This window comes from Paenibacillus sp. GCM10027626 (genome assembly GCF_042676285.1).
Taxonomy (GTDB): domain Bacteria; phylum Bacillota; class Bacilli; order Paenibacillales; family Paenibacillaceae; genus Paenibacillus_Z.
The window spans coordinates 161,266-185,367 of record NZ_JBHTHC010000013.1; the positions used below are offsets into that span (position 1 = coordinate 161,266).

The window sequence follows — 24,102 nt, forward strand, 5'->3', positions numbered from 1 at the left end:
CGATGCGCCAAGGACGGCATCAGCCGTTTCTTCTTACAACAGCCGGTAAGCGGCAATGCTTACCGGCTTCTTTTCATTTTGTACGCCTAGCAAGAGCGTCATTTGACGGTTATACGGATTGAAGCGGTTTTCCCTTCAAAGCTTGCTTTAATTGTCGTGCTTCCTTTTCCACCCGCGGTTATGACGCCATTTTTGACAGTGGCTACGGAAGAGGAAGATGATGTCCATACTGTGCCAGCTGCAGTCACATCTATAAGCTTGCCATTGTCATATTCTGCAGTAAGTTTAAGAGTGTTGCTGCTGCCTGGGCTCATTGTGAGTGCGCGATCCGATAAAGTGAGCTTTTTAAGCTTTGGCTTAACAATAAGCGTTACTTGCACCGGTTTGCCTTGATAGCTGCCTGTCAGTTTGCCGGTTCCTTCGGCAAGTGCTTTAACGGTGCTGCCTTTCACGGTCGCTAATGTATCCGAGTCAAGCGTCCAGTTCATTTTGGTGCTTAAGGAAACCGATTTGCCGCTTTTCGTTACGCCGGTTACTTTAATCGATTTGGAGCGGCCGGGATTCAGCACAATCGATGTAGCATCAACATAAATTTTGGTAATCTCTTCTTCTACCGTCACGCGAACGGTTGTTGTTTTACCCAAATAACTGGCGGTTAAAGTGGCATTGGATTTGACCAAACCGCGAAGGATCGGCGCTTTGACCAATACATTGTTGGACGAGCTTTTCCACGTCACCAGATTGCTGACATCCTCTTCCTTGCCGCTTTCATAGGTTACGTTTACTTTCGGAAGGGGCGTATCCTTGCCGAGAATAACGGAGAGATCGGATACATCTGCAACAAGGAGAAGCGGCTTCTCGCTTACAACTACTTTGACGGAAACGGCTTTTCCATCCAATGTTGCCGTCATCATGGCAATACCTGTATCTTTTGCGACCCATTTGTCGTCTTCTAAAGTAACGACGCTGTTGTTGCTGCTGCTCCAATTGACAACTGCCGATACGTCGGCGGTTTCATCGGAGAGAGTCGTTGCTGAAATGGCCGGCAGGGCGATTTTTTCACCGACAAAGGCTTCCACCTTGGTCTCGGCCGCGCTCAGCTTTGTGACGGACGGATAGACAATGATTGCGATTTGCTTGCTTGATCCTTTGTATTCCGCCTTTATGTTCGCGCGGCCAATTCCTTTAGCGGCAACAAGGCCCGTATCGCTCACTGTAGCGGCGAATACATTGTCGGAGGTCCAAACGGCTGAAGCCGTAACGTCGATTGGGGCTTCCGGATGGTTCATCACTTCGGCCATGAATTGAATCGGTGTATCCTTATCCTTCAGCAGTACATGCTGATCCTGTGAAGGAGTAAGGCGCATCGCTTCATAAGGAGGTCTTACCACAACGGTTACGGAGCTTTTGACGCCAAGATGCTCTGCTGTAATCGTTGCGGTGCCGGAGCCTACAGGAGCGATAACGCCTTTTTTGACGGTAGCGACGGCAGGCGCTGACGAGGTCCATGTTGCGTCAGTTGTTACATCAACCGTTCCGCCTGTTTTAGAATCAGCTGCCGCTGTCACGGATTGCTCAGCATCGCCGATCTTGAATTCGATCAGTTTGCCTCCGGATAAGTTCAGCTTATTAAAAGGCGATTCGATTTTCAGCTTTACCTTATCGGAGCGGCCTTTATATTTGGCTGTAATGGTTGCTTCACCAGCGGCAAGCAGCTTTATTTTGCCGTTAGTGACGGTAGCGACGGAATCATTCGAGGTTGTCCATGTCGCCAACTTTGTTACATCGGTATTATTATTGTCTTTGGTCGCCTGCAACGTGTAGGTAATGTTGTCGCCCAGTTTTACTTCTTCTGTCTCATTGACCGCAGCGCCATTTTGCAGCAATGTTACGCGATCAAACTTGTATTCGGATGTCACCACTACAGTGGCGGTATAGCCCTTGTACTGTGCGCGAATAGTGGAAGTGCCGCTGGCGATTGCGGTCAGGACGCCTTTATCTACTTTAATAGCAGACGTGTTGGATGACGACCAAGCGGCATCGAGGGTAACATCCTTGGCGGATGTGGCGCCTTGGATGCTGGCATTGGCGCGCAGAACCACCGTTTCATCATCGATATAGATTACGGCCGGCGAGGGCACCGTTTCAAAATGAACCCCAGTGACGACTTCATCGGCTGCATCAGCTATGTTGTGCAGTGCTGCCAAGAGAAGAATGACGGCTATGCCTGCGGCTGCGAACGGGCGCAGCGCTGCAGATGTTACTCGTTTCATCATCTTTAATCGTTTCCTCCAATTTCAATTGATGTACGTTGCCTTTTAATATATAACGGCTAATGAACGCAATAATTGAAGTTTTTTGGAGAGGATTTACAATCGATTTTTTGAAAAAACGCGTATAAAGTCAGGGAATCGCATATCTGCGGGGCTTTGCAGAGTTTTATTTTTGCCGGTGTAGCGGTATAATGGTTGGGGAACTTTTGAAGCGTCATCCATGAGATAAAGGTAGGGGGCGTGACGTTTGAATTTACCAAATATGTTGACGATGCTGCGCTTCGCGCTGATTCCGGTATATATCGCTGTATTTTCGACCGGGAATTTGATTGGTTCCTTCGCCATTGTCGTTGCCGCGGGCGCGACAGATATACTGGATGGCTACCTGGCCCGCAGATATGGGCAAGTAACGACGGTGGGAGCGATGCTTGATCCGTTGGCTGACAAAACGATGATGATTACGGTCATTTTGTCACTGCTCATTGCCGGTTACGTTCCGTGGAGCGCCGGGGCTGCCATTTTCATTCGGGATTTGGGCATGATCTCAGGCTCAGCGTTCTTTCATTTTCGCGGTATGAAGACTGTGCCGGCCAACTGGATGGGCAAGCTGACGACTGTGCTGTATTATATTGCCATCATGTTTATTTTCTTTGAGCTTCCCTTTGCGCAATCGTATTTGTGGGGAGTGATTATCTTTTCTTTTGTCACCACGTTTTTTTACATATTGCTGTTTGTTGGGTTGAATCAAAAGGAAGGAGAAGCGGCAGAAGCCTGCAGGGAGGAAGAGGCTGAAGAGCCAGTCTCTGTGAAGGAGACAGCACCGGGCGGGGACGTTCGGCAAGCTTAGTCTTATTTGAAGAAAAAAGGAGTTTGCACTATCGACACTTCAGGCCAGTAGAGCAAACTCCCTTATCTTAACCTCCGTGACTGCAGTTCACGAAGGATACTTACTATTATGGACCAAACCGGACGATTCTACACATAAAATTATGGAGGGAGCGTATTATTATGTTGAATATTCACCAAATACAAGAAATTATTCCACACCGTCCGCCGTTTTTGCTTGTTGACCGCATTTTGGAGGTGGAGGAAGGAAAACGGGCCGTAGGCATTAAAAATGTGACGATGAATGAACCGTTTTTTACCGGACATTTTCCAGAGTATGCCGTAATGCCGGGTGTGCTCATCGTGGAAGCGTTGGCTCAAGTCGGTACTGTTGCGATGTTGATGGTTGAAGCGAACAAAGGAAAAATCGGATTTTTCGCCGGCATTGACAACTTCCGTTTTCGCGGCCAAGTAACGCCTGGCGATACATTGACGCTGGAAGTGGAAATTACGCGGCTGAAAGGCCCGGTCGGCAAAGGACAAGCGACTGCCAAGGTGGGCGATAAGATTGTAGCCGAGGGCGAAATCATGTTTGCTTTGTCCGACCCTAAATAGAAAGTAAAATACATATTTTCCGCGAATAGTTAAGAAGATAACATGGAAAGGGTGGAGTGGATGGCACAATCGGCTAAAGAGCGCTACGCTGCCTGGTTAGCGGATGCGGCAATCGATGAGAAGACAAAGGAGGAACTGGCGGCCATTGCCGGTAACGATAAGGAAATCGAAGATCGCTTTTACCGGGAGTTGGAATTTGGCACAGGCGGTCTGCGCGGCGTAATGGGAGCAGGCACGAATCGCATGAATATTTATACGGTAGGCAAGGCGACGCAGGGCTTGGCCAACTGGCTGAAAAACAAGCACGAGCAGCCTTCTGTCGTGATCGCGCATGATTCGCGCAATCAGTCGCCGGAGTTTGCGCTTGATGCCGCTCTCGTACTGGCTGGAAACGGGATTAAAGCTTATCTGTTCCCGTCATTGCGCCCAACGCCTCAGCTGTCTTTCTCGGTTCGGGCGCTACAAGCGTCAGGCGGCATTGTTGTCACGGCTAGCCACAACCCGCCCGAATATAACGGCTACAAGGCATATGGCGCAGACGGCTGCCAACTGGTGCCGGCAGATGCTGAACAGGCGATTGCCGCGATACGTGAAGTAGAGCGCTTTGATGAAGTGAAGCGGCTTAGCCGGGAAGAGGCCGAGGCGCAAGGGTTGTTATGCTGGCTTGGCGAGGAAGAAGACCGCAAATTCGTTGGTACCGTTGCAGCACAAAGCTTGAACGGGGCTGTGTTGAAGGGCGGAGCGGGCGCTGCTTGCTCGGTCGTCTATACTCCGCTGCATGGTGCAGGAAATATGCCGGTTAGAGAGGCACTTAAGGAAGCGGGCTTTACAAATGTACATATCGTGAAAGAGCAAGAGCTGCCGGACGGTTATTTCAGCACAGTAAAATCGCCGAATCCGGAAGAGCGCGAAGCGTTCACGCTAGCGATGGAGCTTGGCGAGCGCGTAGCCGCGGATATCCTTATCGGCACGGATCCGGATTGCGACCGTATGGGAGCGGTCGTTCGCGATCACGAAGGCAAGTATGTCGTGCTGTCAGGCAATCAATCCGGTGCCATTATGATTTATTATTTACTTAGCACTTTGCAGGAGCGCGGCCAGCTGCCCGCTAACGGAGTCGTTATCAAAACAATTGTAACGAGCGAAATGGGAGCGGATATCGCCAACCACTACGGGGTAGAGGTGCAGAATACGCTGACGGGCTTCAAATATATCGGGGAGAAAATGACGCAGTTTGAGCAAACGGGCGAGAAGTCGTTTTTGTTTGGGTACGAGGAAAGCTACGGCTATCTGACAGGAACGTATGCCCGCGACAAAGATGCCGTCGTAGCATCGCTGCTCATCGCTGAGGCTGCCGCTTACTACAAAACGCAAGGCAAAACGCTGTACGATGTATTACAGCAATTATACGGGCAATTCGGCTTTTATATGGAGAAGCTGGAGTCTAGAACGTTGAAAGGCATTGACGGCGTTCAGCAGATTGCAGCCATTATGGAAGATTGGCGGAGCAACCCGCCAGCGGCTATTGACGGCATTGCCGTAGAGCGGATGCTTGATTACGCACCTGGTCTGGAGGGGCTTCCGCCGGAAAATGTCCTGAAATTTATGCTGGCGGACGGCTCCTGGTTCTGCTTGCGTCCATCCGGGACGGAGCCGAAAATTAAAATTTATTTTGCAGTACGCGGCAATTCGTCAGAGGAAGCGGCCGCGGCAATCGGGCGATTGGCAGAAGTCGTTATGACACGGGTAGACAACAAGGCTTAAGGAGTGGAAAGCGTGCAACAATGGTGGCAGCAATGGAATCGTAAGGCGCGCGCGATTATGTGGGTGCTGACGCTGGTGGGGGTGCTCGCGGCTATGCCGCTGGGCGCCGACCGCTGGCAAATGGAACAGAATTCTTCGCAAAATGTAGAGCTGGTATTTGATTACCGCTCTTTGGTTCAGGTGACGTCCTATCAGGCCAAACCGAAGGAATTTCTCGACGAGCAGCTGACAAAAATGAAGGAAGCCGGCGTACATTCGATGGCGGTTTATGAAACTTACCTCGAAGAGCTGATCTGGTCTGACCGCCTCTCTGTCTATAATTCAGTCAGCGCCAGCGAGCTGCAAGGCAAGTCGGCACCAAAGGATGAAAACTTCACTTATATTTTATTTAAAGGCGACGAAGAGGAACGGGCTCTGCGGCCGATGATCGAAAAGGTATTTACATCCTGGGAAATTCCAATGAAAGAATGGAGCTTTGACGGACGAAAAGGTCTTATACTTGAAACGCCTACTGAAAATGCTTTGCTAAAACGGATGCCTCCCGACCCAATGTCGGTGAAAAAGATCCGCGATCACGATCTGGCTATTTTGCTGCGCTTGTCAGACCGGATGCCTTACGACGAACAATGGGTTGACGAGATGCTGGGCGAATATGAGCAGCTGGGCGTAAAAAGAATTTTATTTGACGGCGGTTCGGTTAAGGGCGTCAATGCCAATGCCGAGCTGAAAAGCCTGGACAGCTTTGCCGAGCTGCTGAATAAACACGGCATGGGTATCGTAGCAATTGAAAATTCGAAGGGGCAAAAGGGCTTTAATACACTTGCCTTCCAAACGAATTATAATGTAGCTCGTCTGTACTCGCTATCCGAAGGCGATGCGGCGACGATGAGCGCGGACGCCATCGCCGACCGTTTCCAGTTGGCGGCAAAGGATCGCAATATTCGCATGTTCTATTTAAAGACGGCGCCATCGCGCAACTTTGAAAAAGCGATGCTTGTGCACTCGCTTGACAATATTTACAGTGCATTGCAAGGCAATGACGGGGTAGTTGCGAAGCTGGAAGGACGCGGCTTCAAAATGGGCTCTGCCGAACCGTTCGACTACAGCTCGCCATCCTGGCATAAAGTGTTGAAATTAATTATTTGTGCAGGCGCGGTTGCCCTAATCGCTCTTATGGTAAATGCGTTTATTCCAGGGTCACTGCTGCCAATCTTTGTGCTCGGCTTAATCGGCAGCGCAGGGCTTTATGTATTGTCCAAGCCTACACTTGAGCAAGGACTGGCGCTGGGAGCGGCAATAAGCGCGCCGACACTTGCCATGATATGGGCGATTGGGCGAGTTAAAGCCCATACAACAGGCAATCTCCGTCCGGTGGGCAACGATTCCGTCAGCACCGGCGGCGGAATGCGCTGGCTGTTTCCGGGCCTGCCGGCAGGCCGCAGATTTACAATGGCACTTTCATTGTTTGCGGTTACGTCCGTCATCTCGCTTATCGGTGTTCCATATGTATTCGGTTTGTTGAATAATATTAAATATTCGCTCGTCTTGGAGCAATTCCGCGGCGTAGGCCTGCTGCATATAGCTCCAATCGGATTGACGGCGATTTATGTGCTGCTGTATACGGGTGAATCGGTTATTGCTAATATTCGCAAGGTGCTCACTGCGCAGATTACGGTGCTATGGGTGATCATTGCCGGTGTCATCGGCGCTGCCGGCATGTATTATTTGTCCCGTACTGGCAATGCCGGACAAGTATCTTCTTTGGAATTGGTATTCCGTAATGTACTGGAATCGACATTCGGGGTACGGCCGCGGTTTAAAGAATTTATGCTTTCGCATCCGCCGTTCCTCCTGGGACTGTTTCTAGCGCTGCGTTACCGCGCCGCCTGGGTGCTGCTAATTATTGGCGCGATGGGGCAGCTTTCCATGGTTGATACATTCGCGCATATTCATACACCGCTCTATATTTCCTTGATTCGTGTGCTGCTTGGCCTCGGTACCGGTCTTATCATCGGGATTGTCTTTATCGGTGTGTGGCAGATTTTGGAGAGGGTGTGTGGTCAATGGCTGTCGCGCCTGGCGCCAAAGCTGATGCAGAAAATGAAGTCCGACGTATAGTTATATCCGGTTATTACGGCTTTCGCAATAGCGGCGACGAGGCGGTATTGAAATCGATCTTGTCCGCGCTGGCGGAAGAAGGTGCGCGCCAGGGGGTTCGTATCGAGCCGGTGGTGCTGTCGGCCGATCCGGAAGGGACAAGCAGGATGTACGGCGTAGAAGCCGTGCATCGCATGCGTCCTGCCGATCTCATGCGGGCAATTCGGAGCAGCGACGGCCTGATCAGCGGCGGCGGCAGCCTGCTGCAGGATGCTACCGGCAAGCTGACGATCCCGTATTACACCGGCATTATGCGGCTCGCCCAGCTGCTCCGCAAGCCAACCTTTGTATATGCGCAAGGCATCGGGCCGGTCAATCGCCGCTGGATGGATCCGCTCATTCGCGGCGTGATGCGGCGCAGCGCATATGTGTCTGTGCGCGATGCCGAATCCGCCGAGCTGCTTGGGCGGATCGGCGTGGCGCGCAACCGGATCGAGGTAGTACCTGATCCGGTCATGGGGCTGCCGCTGCCGTCCGGCGCCGGCGGAACGGCAGCGGATACGCCGCGGCGTACAGCGGCGGCTGAGGCGGGCGCGCCCGTCATCGGCGTCTCGCTGCGCCATTGGCGCAGTGATGGAGCCGATCTGGGGCGGGCCGCCGCCGCGCTTGGCGCGCTGGCCCGCAGCCGGGCTGTGCGGCTGCGGTTTTTGCCCTTTCACACGCCGGCCGACGCGGAGACGTCGCGCCTGGTGATGGAGCAGCTCGGTGAGCTGCCAGCCGGAAGCTCGGTCGAGCTGGCCGAGCCGGGGGATGATCCGCAGCAGATGCTGCTTGAAGTAAGCCGCTGCGATTTATTGTTTGGCATGCGTCTGCATGCGCTCATCTATGCGGCGAATCAGGCGATTCCGATGCTGGGGCTCTCCTACGACCCCAAAATCGATCAATTTTTAAAGCGTATTGGCATGAAGCCGATCGGCACAACCGAATCGCTTGACGCAGCTGCATTTGTTGCTGAAGCGGAGCGTTTGCTGGAAAATCGGGACGCATGGCTGGTGCAGCATCGAGAGGAATTTGACAAATTAAAGCAAGAAGCGCGGAAACCGGCGCAACATATTGTCGGGTTGCTTCGTTAAATACAATTGAGGTGACTTTCCAAGATGATCCAATCGCAAACGGCGCCGCCGCAGCAGCATAATACAGCGGCCAGCTCTGCCGAGATGAGAGCCGGGCTGCCGGCTGTGCCGACAGTATCCATTTATGGTATTCCATTTTCGAAATTAAATATGGCGGATACGGTCAAATACTTAACGGCATGCGTAGAACAACGCGTACCGACACATGTCGTGACCGGCAATCCCATTATGGTGATGGCTGCTTTGGAAAGCCCGCGATTCGATCAGGCCATGCGTGAGGCCGAACTGGTCGTTCCTGACGGTACCGGTGTGGTATGGGCCGCCTCTAAGGTGGGACAACCTGTAGCGGAGCGCGTAGCGGGATATGATCTGATGCATGAATTGCTGCGAGTTGGCGAACAGTATAACTGGAAAGTTTATTTGCTTGGAACATCGCAGCAAGTCATTGAAGAAACTGCGAGAAAGATAACGGAGCTTTATCCACGAATTACTATTGCCGGTTTTCGCAATGGCTTTTTTGGGGCAGAGCAGGATGCGGAGGTCGTAGCTCAAATACGCGCCGCTAAGCCGGATTTGCTCTTTGTCGCGCGTTCGGTTGATACACAGGAGCCTTGGATTTCGCAGCATAAAGCAGCATTGGCGGTTCCGGTCATCATGGGAGTCGGCGGCAGCTTTGATGTCGTGGCGGGAGTGGTCAAGCGGGCTCCAGTCCTGTTTCAGCGGCTGCGTCTGGAATGGTTTTATCGCTTGCTGAAGCAGCCGACCCGGTTTAAACGGATGTTAGCCTTGCCGAAATTTGTTGTAAAAGTATTGCGTGATAAAGAAAATGTAACAAAACATCGTCCAACCACGTAAAAGTTCCTATAAATCGTTCAAATTGCTTGAAAATGAGGGTGGAGTTTCTTTTTCAAACGGAGTATAATTCATTCCGGTGGCAATATGTTCTGAAATTCACGATTTATTGTGCCTTCCGGCGGTGAATCGAGTCTAGGCCTGCTGAAGCGGCATAGATTGCTGATTCCTACTATGAAAGGGAGATGGAGATGGCTGTTGGCTTTCTTTATGCAATAGGATTCGTCGTTGCATTATGTCTAGCGCTTGCCCTCACCCCGCTTGTTATCAAGCTAGCTTACAAAATCGGGGCGATTGACAAGCCTAATCATCGAAAAGTACATACGAAGGTCATGCCACGGCTAGGCGGATTAGGCATATATGCTGCATTCGTAGGCGGTTATTTTGCGATCAAGCCATTCTTGCCGGCAGGATTGCTTCGTCATTACGATGAAAATTTAATTAATGCCATGCTTGCTGGCGGCACGATCATCGTTATTATTGGTGTATTGGACGACCGCTTTGAATTATCTGCCAAGGTGAAGCTGCTTGGGCAAATAATCGCTGCATGCGTTGTCGTGTTCGGCTTCGGCATCAAAATTGATTTATTGAATATTCCATTTGGCGAAACGATGCAGCCAATCGAAGCATGGATCAGCATTCCTTTGACCATCCTCTGGATTGTAGGCGTGACGAATGCCATCAATTTGATTGATGGTCTGGACGGGCTTGCAGCCGGGGTGTCCGGTATTGCCATTGGAACGATTCTGGTCATGGCGGCTGTCATGGGCTTCGTGCCGGTTATTTTGCTAAGCGCGATTTTGCTTGGCGGCATTATCGGATTTCTTGTATATAATTTTCATCCGGCCAAAATTTTCATGGGCGACACCGGATCATTATTTCTCGGCTTTGGACTGGCAACCTTGTCGATGCTGGGCTTCAAGCAGGTAACAATCGTATCTTTTGTAACACCGTTGTTAATCATTGGCGTGCCTTTGTTCGATACCTTCTTTGCGATTGTACGCCGCTGGATTAATAAAAAACCAATTTTCGCCCCGGACAAAGGACATTTGCATCATTGTCTGCGGGAGCTGGGCTTCAGCCATCGCCGTACTGTACTTATTATTTATGCGATTGCTGCATTTTTTGGAATGTGCGCCATCTTCCAGTCGTTAATTGTACAGGCAAATGGAGCAAACTGGATTACATTTGTCGTCATATGTGTGCTTGTATTTGTATTGCAAATAGGCGCGGAATTGATCGGTATTGTCGACAAAACCCGCCGCCCGGTGATCAACTTTATACAGCGTGTTCTGCTGCGGACGGAGCAGCGTTCAGAATAGCTGATGAGGCTATAAACAGCGCCCTTATTTCTTCCTTGCGAAGAATAAGGGCTTTTTTGTGCAGCGAATATCCGGAAAGGCTAAACTTTTCCTGGAGAAGGACCGATAAAGAGAGTACAGTATTTTCGAAAAAGGATTAGATTCGGAGGAGGCATACAGTGATTAGAAAACTAGCCATGTGGATTGTCATGCTGGCATTAGTTGTCCAACTGACGCCGTCGATCGGCGGGCAGGCCGCTAATGCTGCCGTCTCAGGGAATTTTATCTTCCCGGCAGAAAGTGATGATGTAAAATCTCCGCGCATCGTGACTGATGAGCGCGTCACCTTGGACGGCACTATTGCAAATGTAGATCCGCAATCGATTTCGTACAGTGTGTTTGAAGTGGTAAGCAGTAATGATGGCGAGGACAAATATGGGAATAGCCGTGAAAATTTAACGAGCAATGTATTTGTAAACGGCTCTAAAATTCAGGTTTATAATATTCCTTTATTCCCTGGCGTCAACAAAATAACGTTCAAGGGTACACAAGGCGGCGGCGAGGTTACGAACTCGATCTATATCGAGTACCGCAACAGCCCGATGCTGTACAACCTGACAGCGAGCCTGGACGGCTTCGATTACCCGATTGTAGACAGCGGCACGACAGTCGTGCAGTCGCCTACATCCAAAGGCCGCCCTTATGCAGATATCAGTATTACAGGCAATGCGCCGAACGCTCAGCAGGTTACGATTGTCGCCAATGGCGCAAGCAAGACCTACACGGTCAACACGGCCAATGACTCGAAATTTGCCGCGGCGCCGATTCGGCTGAATAAAGGCAAAAATCTGGTTGTCTTCAAAGTGAAGAATAACAACCAGGTCATCGAGACGACACGTGAAATTGCTTTTTACAATGGCAGTGTAACGTTCTATGATGTCAACTTTAATGAAAACGATACGAATGGCGCCAATATAACATCGGCTGCCTTGGAGTTCAATCCGAACATTAACATTACAAGCGTTCAAAACAATAAATTTACGATTACCGGTACAGTTATTGTGCCTAACAGCTATCATGAAGTAACGGATCCTAATGATCCTTCGAAAAAGATATACAAGCCTCACCCGGAACCAAACAAATTGGAATCGCTTCGAGGAGAGATTCGCAAGGCGGACGGTAGTAAACCGCCAATAGTTCTTGCCGCAAATGATTTCAAGGTAAAGCCTGTAGGCAATCCAGCAGAGGATGCCCCATTTTTTACGTATAACTTTATAATAGAGCTGCCCGACAATCTGGCAGGTTATGATTTTGATGCGCGCTATAATGTAGAGCTGTTGGCTAAAAACGAGGAAAATGATCATGTTGGCGCTACACCGTTGTATGAAGGAACAGATTCGCTTTCCTTCTCGCTGCGGGACAACAGCAAGCCTTATATTAAAGAAATCAACTATTTGCCAGGCTACAGCAACTTGAAGAAAGGCGATAAGGATGCGAAAAAATATGAATCGATGACAGGTGTGCCGCTCGACGGTAAAAGTTTATACGGCATGCCGATCGGGCTTGAAATTTTGGTAGCCGGCGATGTAGATTCAGATCCCATTAAAAGCAAAGTTGTAATCGATAATCTGTTGAATCAATTTGGCGAGAAAACGCCGGCAGTAGTGAATGAGCACTATAAAATTATGCCGCTTAACCACGCGACGATTGAAAAAAATGTCGATGGCCAGATAGTTACTTATACCCGCTATATTGTTGAGATTAAAAAGACGCCTTATGAAGGCACGCAATCGATCGAAATGCATTTCGAGCAGAACGGAGAGTCCAGTGCGAAGAAAACGGTCAAGTTCACGCTTGTGTTCGGCCCGTTCGTCAACTTCGAAAAAGCGGTAGACAACATGGTTATTTATGTCGATACTACTGCTGCGGAGGAAATCCGTGCGGAGGAAGTGATCGCCGAAAAGCTCGGCAAGTTTGCCGGCGAACTGCAAAACATCAGCAACGTAGCAGAAATCCGCTATGGTGCTACTACCGATGGCCCGCGCACAGTCTATTTTTATATTAATAATGTGCCATTCCCGTTGGTTGCTGCTTCGAGCGAAGATAAAACGAAGTTTATTCTTGATGCCAATGTGAAAGAGGCTTATGCAGCTATGTTCACCGGCGAAAACTTGATTAAAATCGTCTTCCAGGGCAAGAAAAATTACTATGAAAAAACGGTTCGCGTCAAGCTTATTCCGACAAATCTGCCGGTTATACCGGTTGATGCTGCCGGCATTTATCCTTTCTCATATCAGGAAGGCAACGATGCGATGATCGTGCCGATTCCGAACGATCCGAAGTTCACGAAGCAGGGCGGATTATATACGACCAAGGAATCGTTCATGAATGTGTACGGCACATTCGACTTCATAGATTTGGGCAAAAACGCCAGCAGCGTGGAAGCGAAAATTGAGGACCTGAAGAAGTCCAATGTCGCTGACAAATATATTCTTAAAATTAACGCTACTTCCTGGCAGCCAGACGGCATTCAATGGAATCTCGCTATGCCGCTGCAAATATGGCAGAACGGCGAGTATGTCAGCACAGTGAATAGCGGGTATGCTGGACAGTACTACAACGACCTGATCGTGCGGTATGAATTGACGACAGAATCGTTCTCCTTTATTTTGAAACGCCAGGAATTGAATCCGGACGGCAGCTCCAGCGTATACAACTTCAGTGTATACAATAGCGGCTTATACGGTCCAAAAGCTACAGCGCGTTTAGAGGTTGATCCTACTGTACTGCCGTATAAAATTTTGCGTCCGATTTTGCCGGCGGAAGGAACCGTAAATAAAAACTTCATTGACATTATTATTAATGCCAAAGGTGCGGAGAAAGTCATTATTAACAAAATCGAGGCCGAGAAGTTCGAATACGACTATAACCATGACGGCGTTATTGACCCGGAGGTCGACTTCCCGAATGCATTCCGCGCCAAAATAACCGGCCTTAAGCCGGGAGCTAACAAGATAAGCTTTACGATTCAAAGCGCCAACGATAAAGTGTCGGACAGCATTGTAATCACTTATGTACCGACGAATATACCAGGCGCACAGTATTTGGAAGGAATGAAAAGCTCGCATAAAATGTTCGGCGGGGCACTGACGCTGACGTTCCCGAAAGGCAGCACGCTCATTCGCCGCGACTATAATGTGCCGGCCGAGTTTAAAAACCAGATTTTCAACGGCCACAAGCTGCTGTTTGCCATCGCCAACCCTGAGGATGGCGTTGTCGATCGCCGCGAATACGACAATCCGCCGCCTAACTTTGATTTGATTTTACAAAACTATGGCAACCGGTTCCGCGTCTCGTTCCCGACACGCTATTCGAAATCCAGTCCGGTATTTTGGATTGATCCGGGCTTGGCTGACGATTTGAGCCGTCCGGGATATGATCCGCTGCCATATGGCGTCGATCCTTATCAATATCCGAATGAGACAGGGCCTAACGGCACCAGAATACCGACCTACGATGAGCGGCCTGACGACCGTGAGCTTGTTTCTTCCAAACGGGGGACATTGACGCTTTCTTACGATCCTAGTATCCGCGATACTGTCGGTACATTGATTACGGTGTTCCGTTATGATGTGAAAAACAAGTTCTGGGTCAATCTTGGCGGTGTCGTTGATACGAAGAAACATACAATTACAGTGCCGTTCGACCAGTTCGGCTACTATGTAGTCGGCAAGACGGTATATTCCTTTATGGATGTGACGAACCACCCGTATGCCCGCAACTACATGGAGGCGGTATTCTCCAAAGGCATTATGAATGCCATCAACTTTGACGATTTTGGTGCCGATATGTACACTTCCCGCGGCGAATTTGCGCGGATGATCGTTAAAGGGCTTGAGCTGCCGTTCAACTATGAGCCGATTCCGGATGGTTCTAACAATACAGCCTCAGCACCGCATTTTGACGATGTAGCGCCAATCATTAATCCTGACGCCTTGTGGGATTACCGCTATATCGAGACAGCGGCGCGCGCCGGCATCGTTCGCGGCAGTGAGCCGCGCGTATTTGGACCGTCCAACAATTTGACGCGTCAGGAGGCGGCTGTGATGCTTGCCCGCGCGCTCAACTTGAAGCTGGAGACGGATCCGAAGAAGATTGACGCCGGTCTGCAGAAGCTGTTCAAAGACTATGCGGATATTGGCTACTACGCGAAAGCTGCGGTGCTTGCCATTTCCAAGAAGGGCTATATTCAAGGCGCGCCGGTAGATACGACCAATCCGAAGAAGGGCTATGTATTCGAGCCGAAATCGAATCTGCTGCGTTCGGATGCGGCAATTATTGTTGGCAGAATGCTTGTAAGCGAGAAGCGTCTGCCTAAGCTGAATTAGTTGTTCATTACCAAAAGCAGCCGCTACAGGGGAAACCTGGGTGGCTGTCTTGCTTATTTTTGTTAGAAGGTTCATCAAATGGCAAATGTTTTATCTCGACGGCTGATGCGGAACCCGCTATACTAAATGCGTGATCGACAAAGAGTTACATAGGGTGCATCATTACTCGGATTAAAGCATGATACATAAGAGGAAATACCGGCTTTCAAAAAAATATTCAAAGTTTTTTGCAACAGATCGCAACTTTTCCGAATCTCATGCGTTTAACTACATGTAACACGAAAACGGCACAGCAACGGGCGTTTCCGTGGTCGGACACAACAATGTTGGAACATATTCTCAAAATTCTCTTTACTGACTAATAAGGCCATTGTATAATGTTAAATGGTGCCACTAGTCTACCAATTTTTTCTGCGTTACAATTTCGGTTTCCAAGTTTCTGCGACATGATCCTAGCGGATTCGACAGACATGATCGTAGACATTTACTTATAAGAATTTAGCTCGACTCTGGGAAGGGGGTGAATCGGCTGATGAGTGATACGAGCAATTTATATTCTACACAAAACTCTCAAGAACCCAGGCAATTTAGAGGAGGAGAAAAAAAGGTTATGAAGAAAAGTTTGAAAGCAATTCTCGCAGCTTCTATGGCATTCTCGATGTTCGCGGGCTCAGCATTCGCTGCTGACAACGCTAAAACTTCTGAAGACAAATTCCAAGAAATGAAAACAGCTGGTATTTTCCAAGGTTATCCGGATAAAAAATCCCACCTGGAAGCTACTATGACTCGTGCAGAGTTCGCTAAAGCTCTTGCTGCAGCGATCGGTGCGGCAGACAATGCAGCAGCAGCTGCATCGCTGAAAGACGTTCCTGCGAACCACTGGGCTCGCGGCGAAATCGGTGCTCTCTACGCTCAGAAGATCATGGAAGGCACTGGCTACAACATGTTTGGTCCTAAGAAAGAAGTAACTCTTGAGCAACTGGCGAAAATCGCTGTAGTAGCTCTGGGACTGGACCCGCAAGAAAACGCTCAGGTTGAAGGCAAATACTCGACTAACTGGCCAGCTGCTGGTTACATCGCAACTGCTCTTGACCTTGGCCTGATCAAAAAATCCGCTGACTACACTAAGCTTGCTACTCGCGGCGACCTGGTAGACGCTTCTTATGAAATCTACTCCAAAGGTCAAGCGGCTTCGGTTAAAGAAGTTAAAATCATTGACGACAAAAACATCGAAGTAGTATTCTCCGATGGCGAAGTTGTTAAGAAAGAACTGGAAGCACCGCTGAAATCCGGCGAAGCTGTAACAGTTAAAGTTGAATACAAAGGCAAAACTTATGATGTAAAAGTTGAGCTTGGCAAAATGGCTATTTCCGGTGCTAAACAAACTGGCGCTAAGAAAATTACAGTTTCCTTCAACCAACCAGTTCTGGAAACTGAACGCAAAGAGATGAAGTTTGACGTAAAACGCGGTCCTACGAATGTTACAATCACGCCAAAATGGGCGGATGACCACAAATCCGTTGTTCTCGAAGCGTCTTACCTGACTGGCGGGGAGCACACAGTTAAAGTGAATGAGAACGATCCGATCACTGTTACTGTAGAGGCTGAAAAAGCTCACAATATTGAAATTGGGCTGCCAGCCTTGCAAAAGGCAAACAACGTGGAGCATGGCATTAAATTGTTGAACCAGTTTGGCGAAAAAATGTCGCAAGCTCCGCAAATTTCAACTTTCAATACTACGGATCAGAACCGTACAGTTGTTGTTAACGGCTCGAAGCTGGATGCATCCAAAGCTAACTTGGGTGACAAAGTGAATATTGTCGCTGTATACCCTGCTGCCGGATTGTCAGCTAGCAAAACTGTAGATGTAATCAACGGAAGCGTTGCGACTTCGATTAAGGTTGGCGAATTCCAACCGTTGAAAGATGCTACTCGTATTACTGAGGGAGATCAAGGTCTTGTGTTCCCGCTCGAACTAGTCGACCAAAATGGTCAAAAGGTCAAGCTGCCTCAAACAAGCAACATGAATCCGAAGAATGAGCAGAACTTCCTGTATGCTGGACTGTACTTCTTCGTTAGCGATCCGTCTAAGGTGAGCAACTTCGTTGTAGACAGCGATGGTGTTATCAAGTTCACTGCGGCGAAGGCTGGTCAAGTACAGTTCTATATTACTAACCCTGCTACTAGCGCGAGCGCAAACGGAATGCTTACTATTAGCGGCAAGTCCGCAGTGAAAGAATTGACATTGGGTCATCCAAATAAGGAGATCGTGGTAAATGAGAAAGTTGTATTCCCATTCACTGCAGTTGATTCCTTCGGTCAAGAGATCAAAGGCAAGGATATTTCAAACTTTAAAGACAGAGTTTACATTTCCGGCGCAAATATTGATTATGACTTGAATCCTAAAGGTGAACTGGAAATCACATTTAAGGACGCGGGCAGCTACACACTGTATTTGTATGTGAAAGATTCAAATGGTATGCAAACACCAGGTGCTCCAATCTCAGTGCTGGTACAAAATCCGACTTACTATGAAGCGATCAATGGTATTAAAAATGTTCCAGCGGCATTTGAAGTTGGCGCAAAAGCTGACTTCAAGAAAGCTAACGTCAAAATCATTGATAACTTGGGCCGTGAAACTGAAATTCCAGAAGGTTACACTGTAGAAAGCTCCGACAACAGTGTCCTGACATACGATGCTACTGCACAAAAATTGGTTGCAGGAAAAGCTGGTACTGCGACGCTTACTGTTAAGAGTGAAGCAAACAGAAACAACGCTGTAGAGGCTAACCGCAATAAAGAGATCGCTACCTACTCGTTCTCTGCTACTGTATACAACTCTGTCGATATCAAGTCTTACGATATTGAAACTGTTGGTACTGTATTTAGCGGCAAAGATCTTAAAGATGAACTAAAACCTAATTATGTTAAAACAGTTAAACTTGTTGGTAAAGTCTCCGGCACTACAGTAGCACTTGTAGATAACGTTGCTCCATTCGTGTATAGCACAGATGAGACTATCCTGCAAGCTAACGGCTCTACAGTGACTGGTCGCAAAGCTGGCGAAGTAACGATTAGCGTTCTGAAAGACAGTGTAACGGTTGCATCTCAAAAGGTTACAGTATCTGACGAAGCTCCAGTAGCAAAATCTGCTAAGTTGACTGCAGACGAGTATACTGTTGCTAAGGATGGTACAGTTACAGTGGCAGTTAAAGAAGTAAAAGACCAATACGGTGTTGTTATTACTCCAACTGCTTACTTCTCGGTTGCTGATCCTAGCATCGCTACTGTAGATAGCAAAACTGGTGTAGTAACTGGTAAAACAGCAAATAAGAGCACTACAGTGACTTACACTACTTCTAACGGTACTACTGCTACAGCAATCATTTTGGTAAAGTAATAAGCAAGATCTAAAAAAACAGGCGAGAGTTTCTCGCCTGTTTTTCTTTACATAGAAACACTTTTGGGGTTAGCCGAATCAGAAAAGTTAGATTACTTTTACAGCTATATATAAGAACCTAAGTTGGCTCCTTTATTTGGCCGCCGTTTTTAGCGTATTTATAGAAAACCTTAGTAAAAACCGAAACAAACAACCCTTCTAAAGCGTCTAATAGAGTATACAGATTCGGGAGGTAAAAATCGTGAAGAGACAATGGTTGAAATACGGGGTAGTGACATTAACGGCTGCCTCCTTGTTGTTACCGGGGACTGTAATATCGTCCACATCCGTGTCGGCAGCAGCAACAAATAAAGCTGTGAGCAAGGCGATCAGCTTAAAAGGGGGAAGTTACTTAAGTGTCAGTGACGCTCACTTTTTAATGCAGGATAAAGGAAAGGTGCTTGCCTTTAAAGTCGCCATTACGAATAACGGTTCAAGGACACTCGATTTAATGGATTATTTCTTGCGAGTAAAGACGACAACAGGGAAGCTGTTTAAAGCGGTTCCGATTGAAGCGGATAAAAATAAAGTAACCGTTCCGGCGAAAACGACACAAACGATTACTTACTATGCGGTTGTAGACCAACAAACACAATTAAAGGATCTCATATTTCAAGTCGTCCAGTGGGATTTGAATGCAACTTCTACGAATTATGAGCGGCAGTTAGGTACGATTCAATTTCCGGCAAATGCTGCAAACCAAGTAGCGCCATTTGTCGGTTCAACGATGCTGTACAACAATGGCAAAGTGCGCGGAGCCGTCAAGCAAACGTTTATTTCCATGGATAGTAAGGAAGCTTATTTAACGATAAATTTTTTGCTTGAAAATGTCGGCATGCAATCTGTTGATGTTTCGAAGATGAACTTTTTAGTTCAAACCGAAAGTTTGTCAGTGTATGATGTTGTTCCTTCGGATTTTGAGCAAATGGTGATTCAGCCAAAAGAACGTAAAATTGTGTCGATGCATGCGACCTTGCCTCTGGCGGTAGCAAATAAACCATTGTCGGTAGTCGTGGCTCAAAATGACGAAACTTCGCAGGTTAAATTGCCAATCGGGCTTTTCAAGCTGCCGGCTACCAAACCTGCCCCAGTGACCGGTGTTGGACAAACTCGGCTGCTATATTTAAAGGGAGCTCCTGTTAATACGGCTTCGGGTTCGGCATTTGTGACTCCGGGATCGGGAAATAACGAGGTATCGATCACCTTTGATATGATGAATACTGGTGCAACTTCGATTGCTGCTCCTGCAATGGAATTTTTCCTTGTTACTGCATCGGGAACAAATTACCCGCTTACTTATACGAAAGAAGAAAATGAAAAGCTTTTGCCTAACATAAAGAAGTCGATCGCTTTGACCGGTTCAATTCCATCTTCGGTAAAACTGGAAACATCGCAATTGCTTGTGAAAACCGCGGCAACCGAAAAGGAAAAATCACATACTTTAGGTAAGTACAAGCTGCAGTCCACATCTCAGCAAGGCTCGGTGGGCAGCTCCTTCAAATACAATGATTATGATGTGAAGTTGAGTTCTGTTGAACGCGCGCCATTTGAAGACAACGATATGCTGGTTGCAAATCTTGTCATAACCAACAAAAGCAGTTCTTCTAAGAAAGTGCCGGATCTATCGGGCTATTTCATGGTGAACGGTGTAAAAGTCGGAACCGAGCAGCGGGCAGTGCCGCTTGACAGTTCTGTGACGATAGCTCCGGGCGCTGCGTTCGAATATGTTGTATACTCAGAAATTCCGTACAATACTGCAGTCGACAAAATTTCTTTTGTTGCGACCGAACCAGTTCAGGATAAACCAGGAAAGCAACTCTATCAATTCTCCGGCCAAAAGCTTGGCGAGATGAAATTAAATCGAAGCAATGAGTCCTATGTCATTAAGAACATCGGCAAGAAAGCGGAAGTTAAAGTGTTGCGCACAGGTATTTTCGCTGGCGAACTTAAAAATAATTTCTATGGAGAATTTGAATTTATCAACCAAGAAGCACGGGCGGCGTTCCTTGCGAAACTTGGCGGCTATATTCAAGATAAAAACGGTGTGATCGTTCCGGTCAAATTCTCGGAAGTCAAAGATAAAATTACGCCAGGCGGTAAAGTACTTGTTTCGGCATGGGCGCCGATCTCACAAAACTTTGACTCTACAAGTTACAAGCTTATTATGGGGCAAGCTTTGACTAGTAACGCAGGAAACGGAAGCGAAGGCAGCGGCAATGAAAATGTCCCGACTAAAATAGCTGTAGTGAAGCCGGTATACTATGCTTTAAGCACTAATACTGAACAACCTGTTAAAAAGGATTTCAAAGATATTAAATTTGCGGGCTACTCGTTGGATTTATCCAAAGTTAGAAACTCGCTGGATGTTTCGGGACAATCATTCTCGGTAAATGGCGTTAAAATGACGATGGACTACACATTGGCCAAAGATAAACAGTATGAGAGCATTGCGGGCGACCATAAGTTAATGTTTGAGTTCATTAGTGGCGACATCGGAAATGCAAAATATACGACTCAGTTCTCATTGATGACGGCCGGAGAAAATGAGAAGTTGCTAAAAGAAGCGACCAATGCTCCGCTTTCATTTGTATTCGAAGACAATGAAGTTCAAATGAAAGTTCAGAAATACGAAAACTACACCCTTAATATCTACGACGTATTCCAAAACACGAAGCTGCTGATAGCTTCGAAAGAGCTGAAATGGTTTACTGCTTCCGAGTAACATATCCCTAATAAAAAAAGAGCCCGAATATTGCGGTATTCGGGTTTCTTTTTTCTCTCTACCCTATGAATATTGTGGAAGGACAAGCAGAAATCTAGTATGCTTGATGAAAGAATGATAGATAGCGAAAGGAGTCGAAATAATGAATAACAAAGGTTTGAAAATATTGATCGGGATCGGTTTGGTTGGTGCAGGCATGTGGGCGGGGACAAAATTGCCGGCACTTGCTGAAGGTGACAACTTGGTTCCCGGTAGCATTGATGATCCGGTCGTTACAAAAAGCTATGTCGATCAAAAAATAGCCGCGCTCGGCTCTAATAAAGGACCGGTAAACGAAAAGCCTGAGCCCCCGAAGGATAATCAGTCTACCGGGGTAGAAGCTGCAGGTGGGATTGAAATCGTGTCTGTCAAAGCGGGGAAGACACTTATACTAAAGGATGGCGCAGAAGCCATTGTTCGGGTAGGTAAAGCAGTGGCTTATAGCCCGGATAAAAACGGGATTGCAGATGTAACGGATGGTATTGATATTAAGAATGGCAAAAAGGTGCCTAACGATCATCTCATCGTGTTTCCGCGCGGCGGCAGAGGGTTGATGGGCGATCCGTCACAATCCAGTAATTTAACGGTCATGGTGCGCGGCGGCTACGAGCTGAAGGCCACATCAGCGCTGGCGCAGTAATTTGTAACATTTTGCCCGCTTTGACAAGATGTTTGCCGCTTGAGATTTGTTAATCAGCGCACACTATCGATATTACATGATGGAGGTGCATGACAATGTCAAGACGAGGCTCAAATCAACTTGTAGTCGAAAATTGTAAAGCGGCATTGGATCAAATGAAATATGAAATCGCTGCGGAGCTTGGTTTGACATCCAATGCGATTACGCCGGATCAACTAGGCATGACTGAATTTGCCGCTGAGGATTTTGGCAGCTATGGCGTAAACGGCAGCTCGACACAGGTGCCTTGGGGACGGCTGAAAACAAGAGATGTCGGCCACATCGGCGGTTCGATAACGCGCAGGCTGGTTGAGCAGGCAGAAAAGATTTTGAACGGCAGCATCTAAGTGTATTGGTCTCCGTCATTTCCATTGACACAATGCGACAGATTCGGTATCATACTGTTTTAGAGAGTTGACTAGCGACCTTTTCCACTCGGAAAAGGTTCCTTTTTTGGCCAAGAACGGCGAATGCTGTTTCTTCTTGATTTTATAGAATTTATAAGTTTAACTCGATAAATTCTATAAAATTTCAGGGGAAGAAACTTGCCTTGCGTCAAGGACGGCTTCAGCCGTTTCTTCTCATTTTTCATAATGTATGACCGCTGATGCTGCTCTATTATATTTCCTCGGACATGCATGATTTATCCATGACATGATCATGATACTTATTTTATTTTTTAGTTTTTAGGAGGTTGAGGTTTAGATGTCGCTAAAAGGTCGGCACTTGTTTACATCAGAATCGGTTACCGAAGGGCATCCCGATAAAATTTGCGACCAAATTTCCGATGCGGTATTGGATGCTTTTTTGGAAGTAGATCCATACGCGCGCGTTGCCTGTGAAGTTTCGGTAGCAACGGGGCTTGTGCTTGTTATTGGTGAAATTAGCAGCCGTGCAGATTATGTCGATATTCCGGCAATCGCACGCCGTACAATTAAAGAAATCGGTTATACCCGCGCTAAATTCGGATTCGACTCCAGCACTTGCGCTGTGCTGACATCGCTTAACGAGCAGTCGGCCGATATTGCGCAAGGGGTTAACGCTGCAATTGAGACGCGTGACGGCAAAGACATTCGTCAAGAGAACGAAGATATCGGCGCTGGCGACCAAGGGTTGATGTTTGGCTTTGCGACGAACGAGACGCCTGAGCTTATGCCGCTGCCAATCGCGCTTTCGCATCGCATTGCGCGCCGTCTGTCCGAAGTGCGTAAAAACGAGACGCTCGACTATTTGCGCCCGGACGGCAAAACGCAAGTTACCATCGAGTATGTGGACGGTTTGCCGAAACGTGTAGATACTATTGTCGTATCGACGCAGCATGCTGAGGAAGTTACGTTGGAGCAAATCCAAAAGGATATTATGGAGCATGTTATTTTGCCTGTCGTGCCGGCAGAGTGGCTGGACGAGCAAACCAAATATTTCATTAATCCGACAGGACGTTTCGTTATTGGCGGGCCGCAAGGCGATGCCGGCTTGACTGGACGTAAAATTATTGTCGATACGTACGGCGGCTATGCCCGTCATGGCGGCGGCGCTTTCTCCGGCAAGGATCCGACAAAGGTCGACCGTTCAGCGGCGTACGCGGCACGCTACGTGGCGAAAAATATTGTCGCTGCAGGGCTTGCTGATAAATGCGAAATCCAGTTAGCTTATGCGATTGGTGTCGCGAATCCGGTGTCGATTAATGTTGATACGTATGGAACTGGCAAAGTGAGTGAAGAAAAATTGGTTGAAGTTATTAAAAACAATTTTGATCTTCGTCCTGCAGGCATTATTAAAATGCTTGACCTTCGCCGTCCAATTTATGCAAAAACAGCGGCTTACGGTCACTTCGGCCGTACCGATGTAGATCTCCCTTGGGAGCGCGTAGATAAAGCAGAACAATTAAAAGCAGAAGCTTTAGCTTAATATAGCTGTTTAAGGAGCATCATTTCTCGAAGTTGAGAGATGGTGCTCTTTTTGTTCTGAAAAGCTC

General features: G+C 47.8%; 14 protein-coding genes. 13 read left to right on the top strand and 1 reads right to left on the bottom strand.

Annotated features, from left to right (window positions below):
• Window positions 1–98: 98 nt before the first annotated feature.
• Window positions 99–2,276, bottom strand: coding sequence for an Ig-like domain-containing protein (locus ACFQ0N_RS23710; RefSeq protein WP_379330908.1), 2,178 nt, complete (start codon window positions 2,274–2,276; stop codon window positions 99–101).
• 244 nt (window positions 2,277–2,520) lie between these two features.
• Here ACFQ0N_RS23710 and ACFQ0N_RS23715 point away from each other — a divergent pair, with 244 nt between their 5' ends.
• From ACFQ0N_RS23715 to metK, 13 genes are all read left to right on the top strand, one after another.
• Window positions 2,521–3,120, top strand: coding sequence for a CDP-alcohol phosphatidyltransferase family protein (locus ACFQ0N_RS23715; RefSeq protein ID WP_379330910.1), 600 nt, complete (start codon window positions 2,521–2,523; stop codon window positions 3,118–3,120).
• Between the two features lie 161 nt (window positions 3,121–3,281).
• Entirely contained in the window at window positions 3,282–3,713 is a 432-nt protein-coding gene (gene fabZ / locus ACFQ0N_RS23720) for a 3-hydroxyacyl-ACP dehydratase FabZ (RefSeq protein ID WP_379330912.1), read from the top strand.
• Window positions 3,714–3,764: 51 nt separating this feature from the next.
• Window positions 3,765–5,477 (top strand): phospho-sugar mutase, encoded by a 1,713-nt coding sequence (locus ACFQ0N_RS23725; RefSeq protein ID WP_379331059.1) that lies wholly within the window; start codon window positions 3,765–3,767, stop codon window positions 5,475–5,477.
• 12 nt (window positions 5,478–5,489) lie between these two features.
• Entirely contained in the window at window positions 5,490–7,595 is a 2,106-nt protein-coding gene (locus ACFQ0N_RS23730; RefSeq protein ID WP_379330914.1) for a DUF5693 family protein, read from the top strand.
• Complete coding sequence (gene csaB, locus ACFQ0N_RS23735; protein ID WP_379330916.1) at window positions 7,541–8,707, top strand: polysaccharide pyruvyl transferase CsaB; 1,167 nt, start codon at window positions 7,541–7,543, stop codon at window positions 8,705–8,707. Before ACFQ0N_RS23730 ends, csaB begins: the two co-directional genes overlap by 55 nt.
• A gap of 84 nt (window positions 8,708–8,791) precedes the next feature.
• The gene (locus ACFQ0N_RS23740; RefSeq protein WP_379331061.1) at window positions 8,792–9,562 is read left to right on the top strand and encodes a WecB/TagA/CpsF family glycosyltransferase; all 771 of its coding nucleotides are present in this window, start codon (window positions 8,792–8,794) and stop codon (window positions 9,560–9,562) included.
• 188 nt (window positions 9,563–9,750) lie between these two features.
• A complete protein-coding gene (locus tag ACFQ0N_RS23745; RefSeq protein WP_379330918.1) occupies window positions 9,751–10,881 on the top strand; it encodes a glycosyltransferase family 4 protein in 1,131 nt (376 codons plus the stop codon).
• A gap of 158 nt (window positions 10,882–11,039) precedes the next feature.
• Window positions 11,040–15,248: an S-layer homology domain-containing protein gene (locus tag ACFQ0N_RS23750; protein ID WP_379330920.1), complete on the top strand. Its 4,209-nt coding sequence runs from the start codon at window positions 11,040–11,042 to the stop codon at window positions 15,246–15,248.
• Window positions 15,249–15,780: 532 nt separating this feature from the next.
• The gene (locus ACFQ0N_RS23755) at window positions 15,781–18,648 is read left to right on the top strand and encodes an S-layer homology domain-containing protein (protein WP_379330922.1); all 2,868 of its coding nucleotides are present in this window, start codon (window positions 15,781–15,783) and stop codon (window positions 18,646–18,648) included.
• Window positions 18,649–19,003: 355 nt separating this feature from the next.
• Window positions 19,004–21,409, top strand: coding sequence for a hypothetical protein (locus tag ACFQ0N_RS23760; RefSeq protein ID WP_379330924.1), 2,406 nt, complete (start codon window positions 19,004–19,006; stop codon window positions 21,407–21,409).
• 142 nt (window positions 21,410–21,551) lie between these two features.
• On the top strand, window positions 21,552–22,088 hold the full coding sequence (locus tag ACFQ0N_RS23765) for a hypothetical protein (RefSeq protein ID WP_379330926.1): 537 nt from the start codon (window positions 21,552–21,554) through the stop codon (window positions 22,086–22,088).
• A 95-nt stretch (window positions 22,089–22,183) separates the two neighbouring features.
• A complete protein-coding gene (locus ACFQ0N_RS23770; RefSeq protein WP_379330928.1) occupies window positions 22,184–22,474 on the top strand; it encodes an alpha/beta-type small acid-soluble spore protein in 291 nt (96 codons plus the stop codon).
• 358 nt (window positions 22,475–22,832) lie between these two features.
• On the top strand, window positions 22,833–24,035 hold the full coding sequence (gene metK / locus ACFQ0N_RS23775) for a methionine adenosyltransferase (RefSeq protein ID WP_379330930.1): 1,203 nt from the start codon (window positions 22,833–22,835) through the stop codon (window positions 24,033–24,035).
• Window positions 24,036–24,102: the final 67 nt, after the last annotated feature.

What these genes read in the sequence shown, in the direction of transcription:
- ACFQ0N_RS23770 (WP_379330928.1), top strand. Translation starts at nt 22,184, where the DNA reads ATGTCAAGACGAGGCTCAAATCAACTTGTAGTCGAAAATTGTAAAGCG.
- ACFQ0N_RS23755 (WP_379330922.1), top strand. Translation starts at nt 15,781, where the DNA reads ATGAGTGATACGAGCAATTTATATTCTACACAAAACTCTCAAGAACCC.
- fabZ (WP_379330912.1), top strand. Translation starts at nt 3,282, where the DNA reads ATGTTGAATATTCACCAAATACAAGAAATTATTCCACACCGTCCGCCG.
- ACFQ0N_RS23745 (WP_379330918.1), top strand. Translation starts at nt 9,751, where the DNA reads ATGGCTGTTGGCTTTCTTTATGCAATAGGATTCGTCGTTGCATTATGT.
- ACFQ0N_RS23765 (WP_379330926.1), top strand. Translation starts at nt 21,552, where the DNA reads ATGAATAACAAAGGTTTGAAAATATTGATCGGGATCGGTTTGGTTGGT.
- ACFQ0N_RS23710 (WP_379330908.1), bottom strand. Translation starts at nt 2,276, where the DNA reads ATGATGAAACGAGTAACATCTGCAGCGCTGCGCCCGTTCGCAGCCGCA.
- ACFQ0N_RS23740 (WP_379331061.1), top strand. Translation starts at nt 8,792, where the DNA reads ATGAGAGCCGGGCTGCCGGCTGTGCCGACAGTATCCATTTATGGTATT.
- metK (WP_379330930.1), top strand. Translation starts at nt 22,833, where the DNA reads ATGTCGCTAAAAGGTCGGCACTTGTTTACATCAGAATCGGTTACCGAA.
- csaB (WP_379330916.1), top strand. Translation starts at nt 7,541, where the DNA reads ATGGCTGTCGCGCCTGGCGCCAAAGCTGATGCAGAAAATGAAGTCCGA.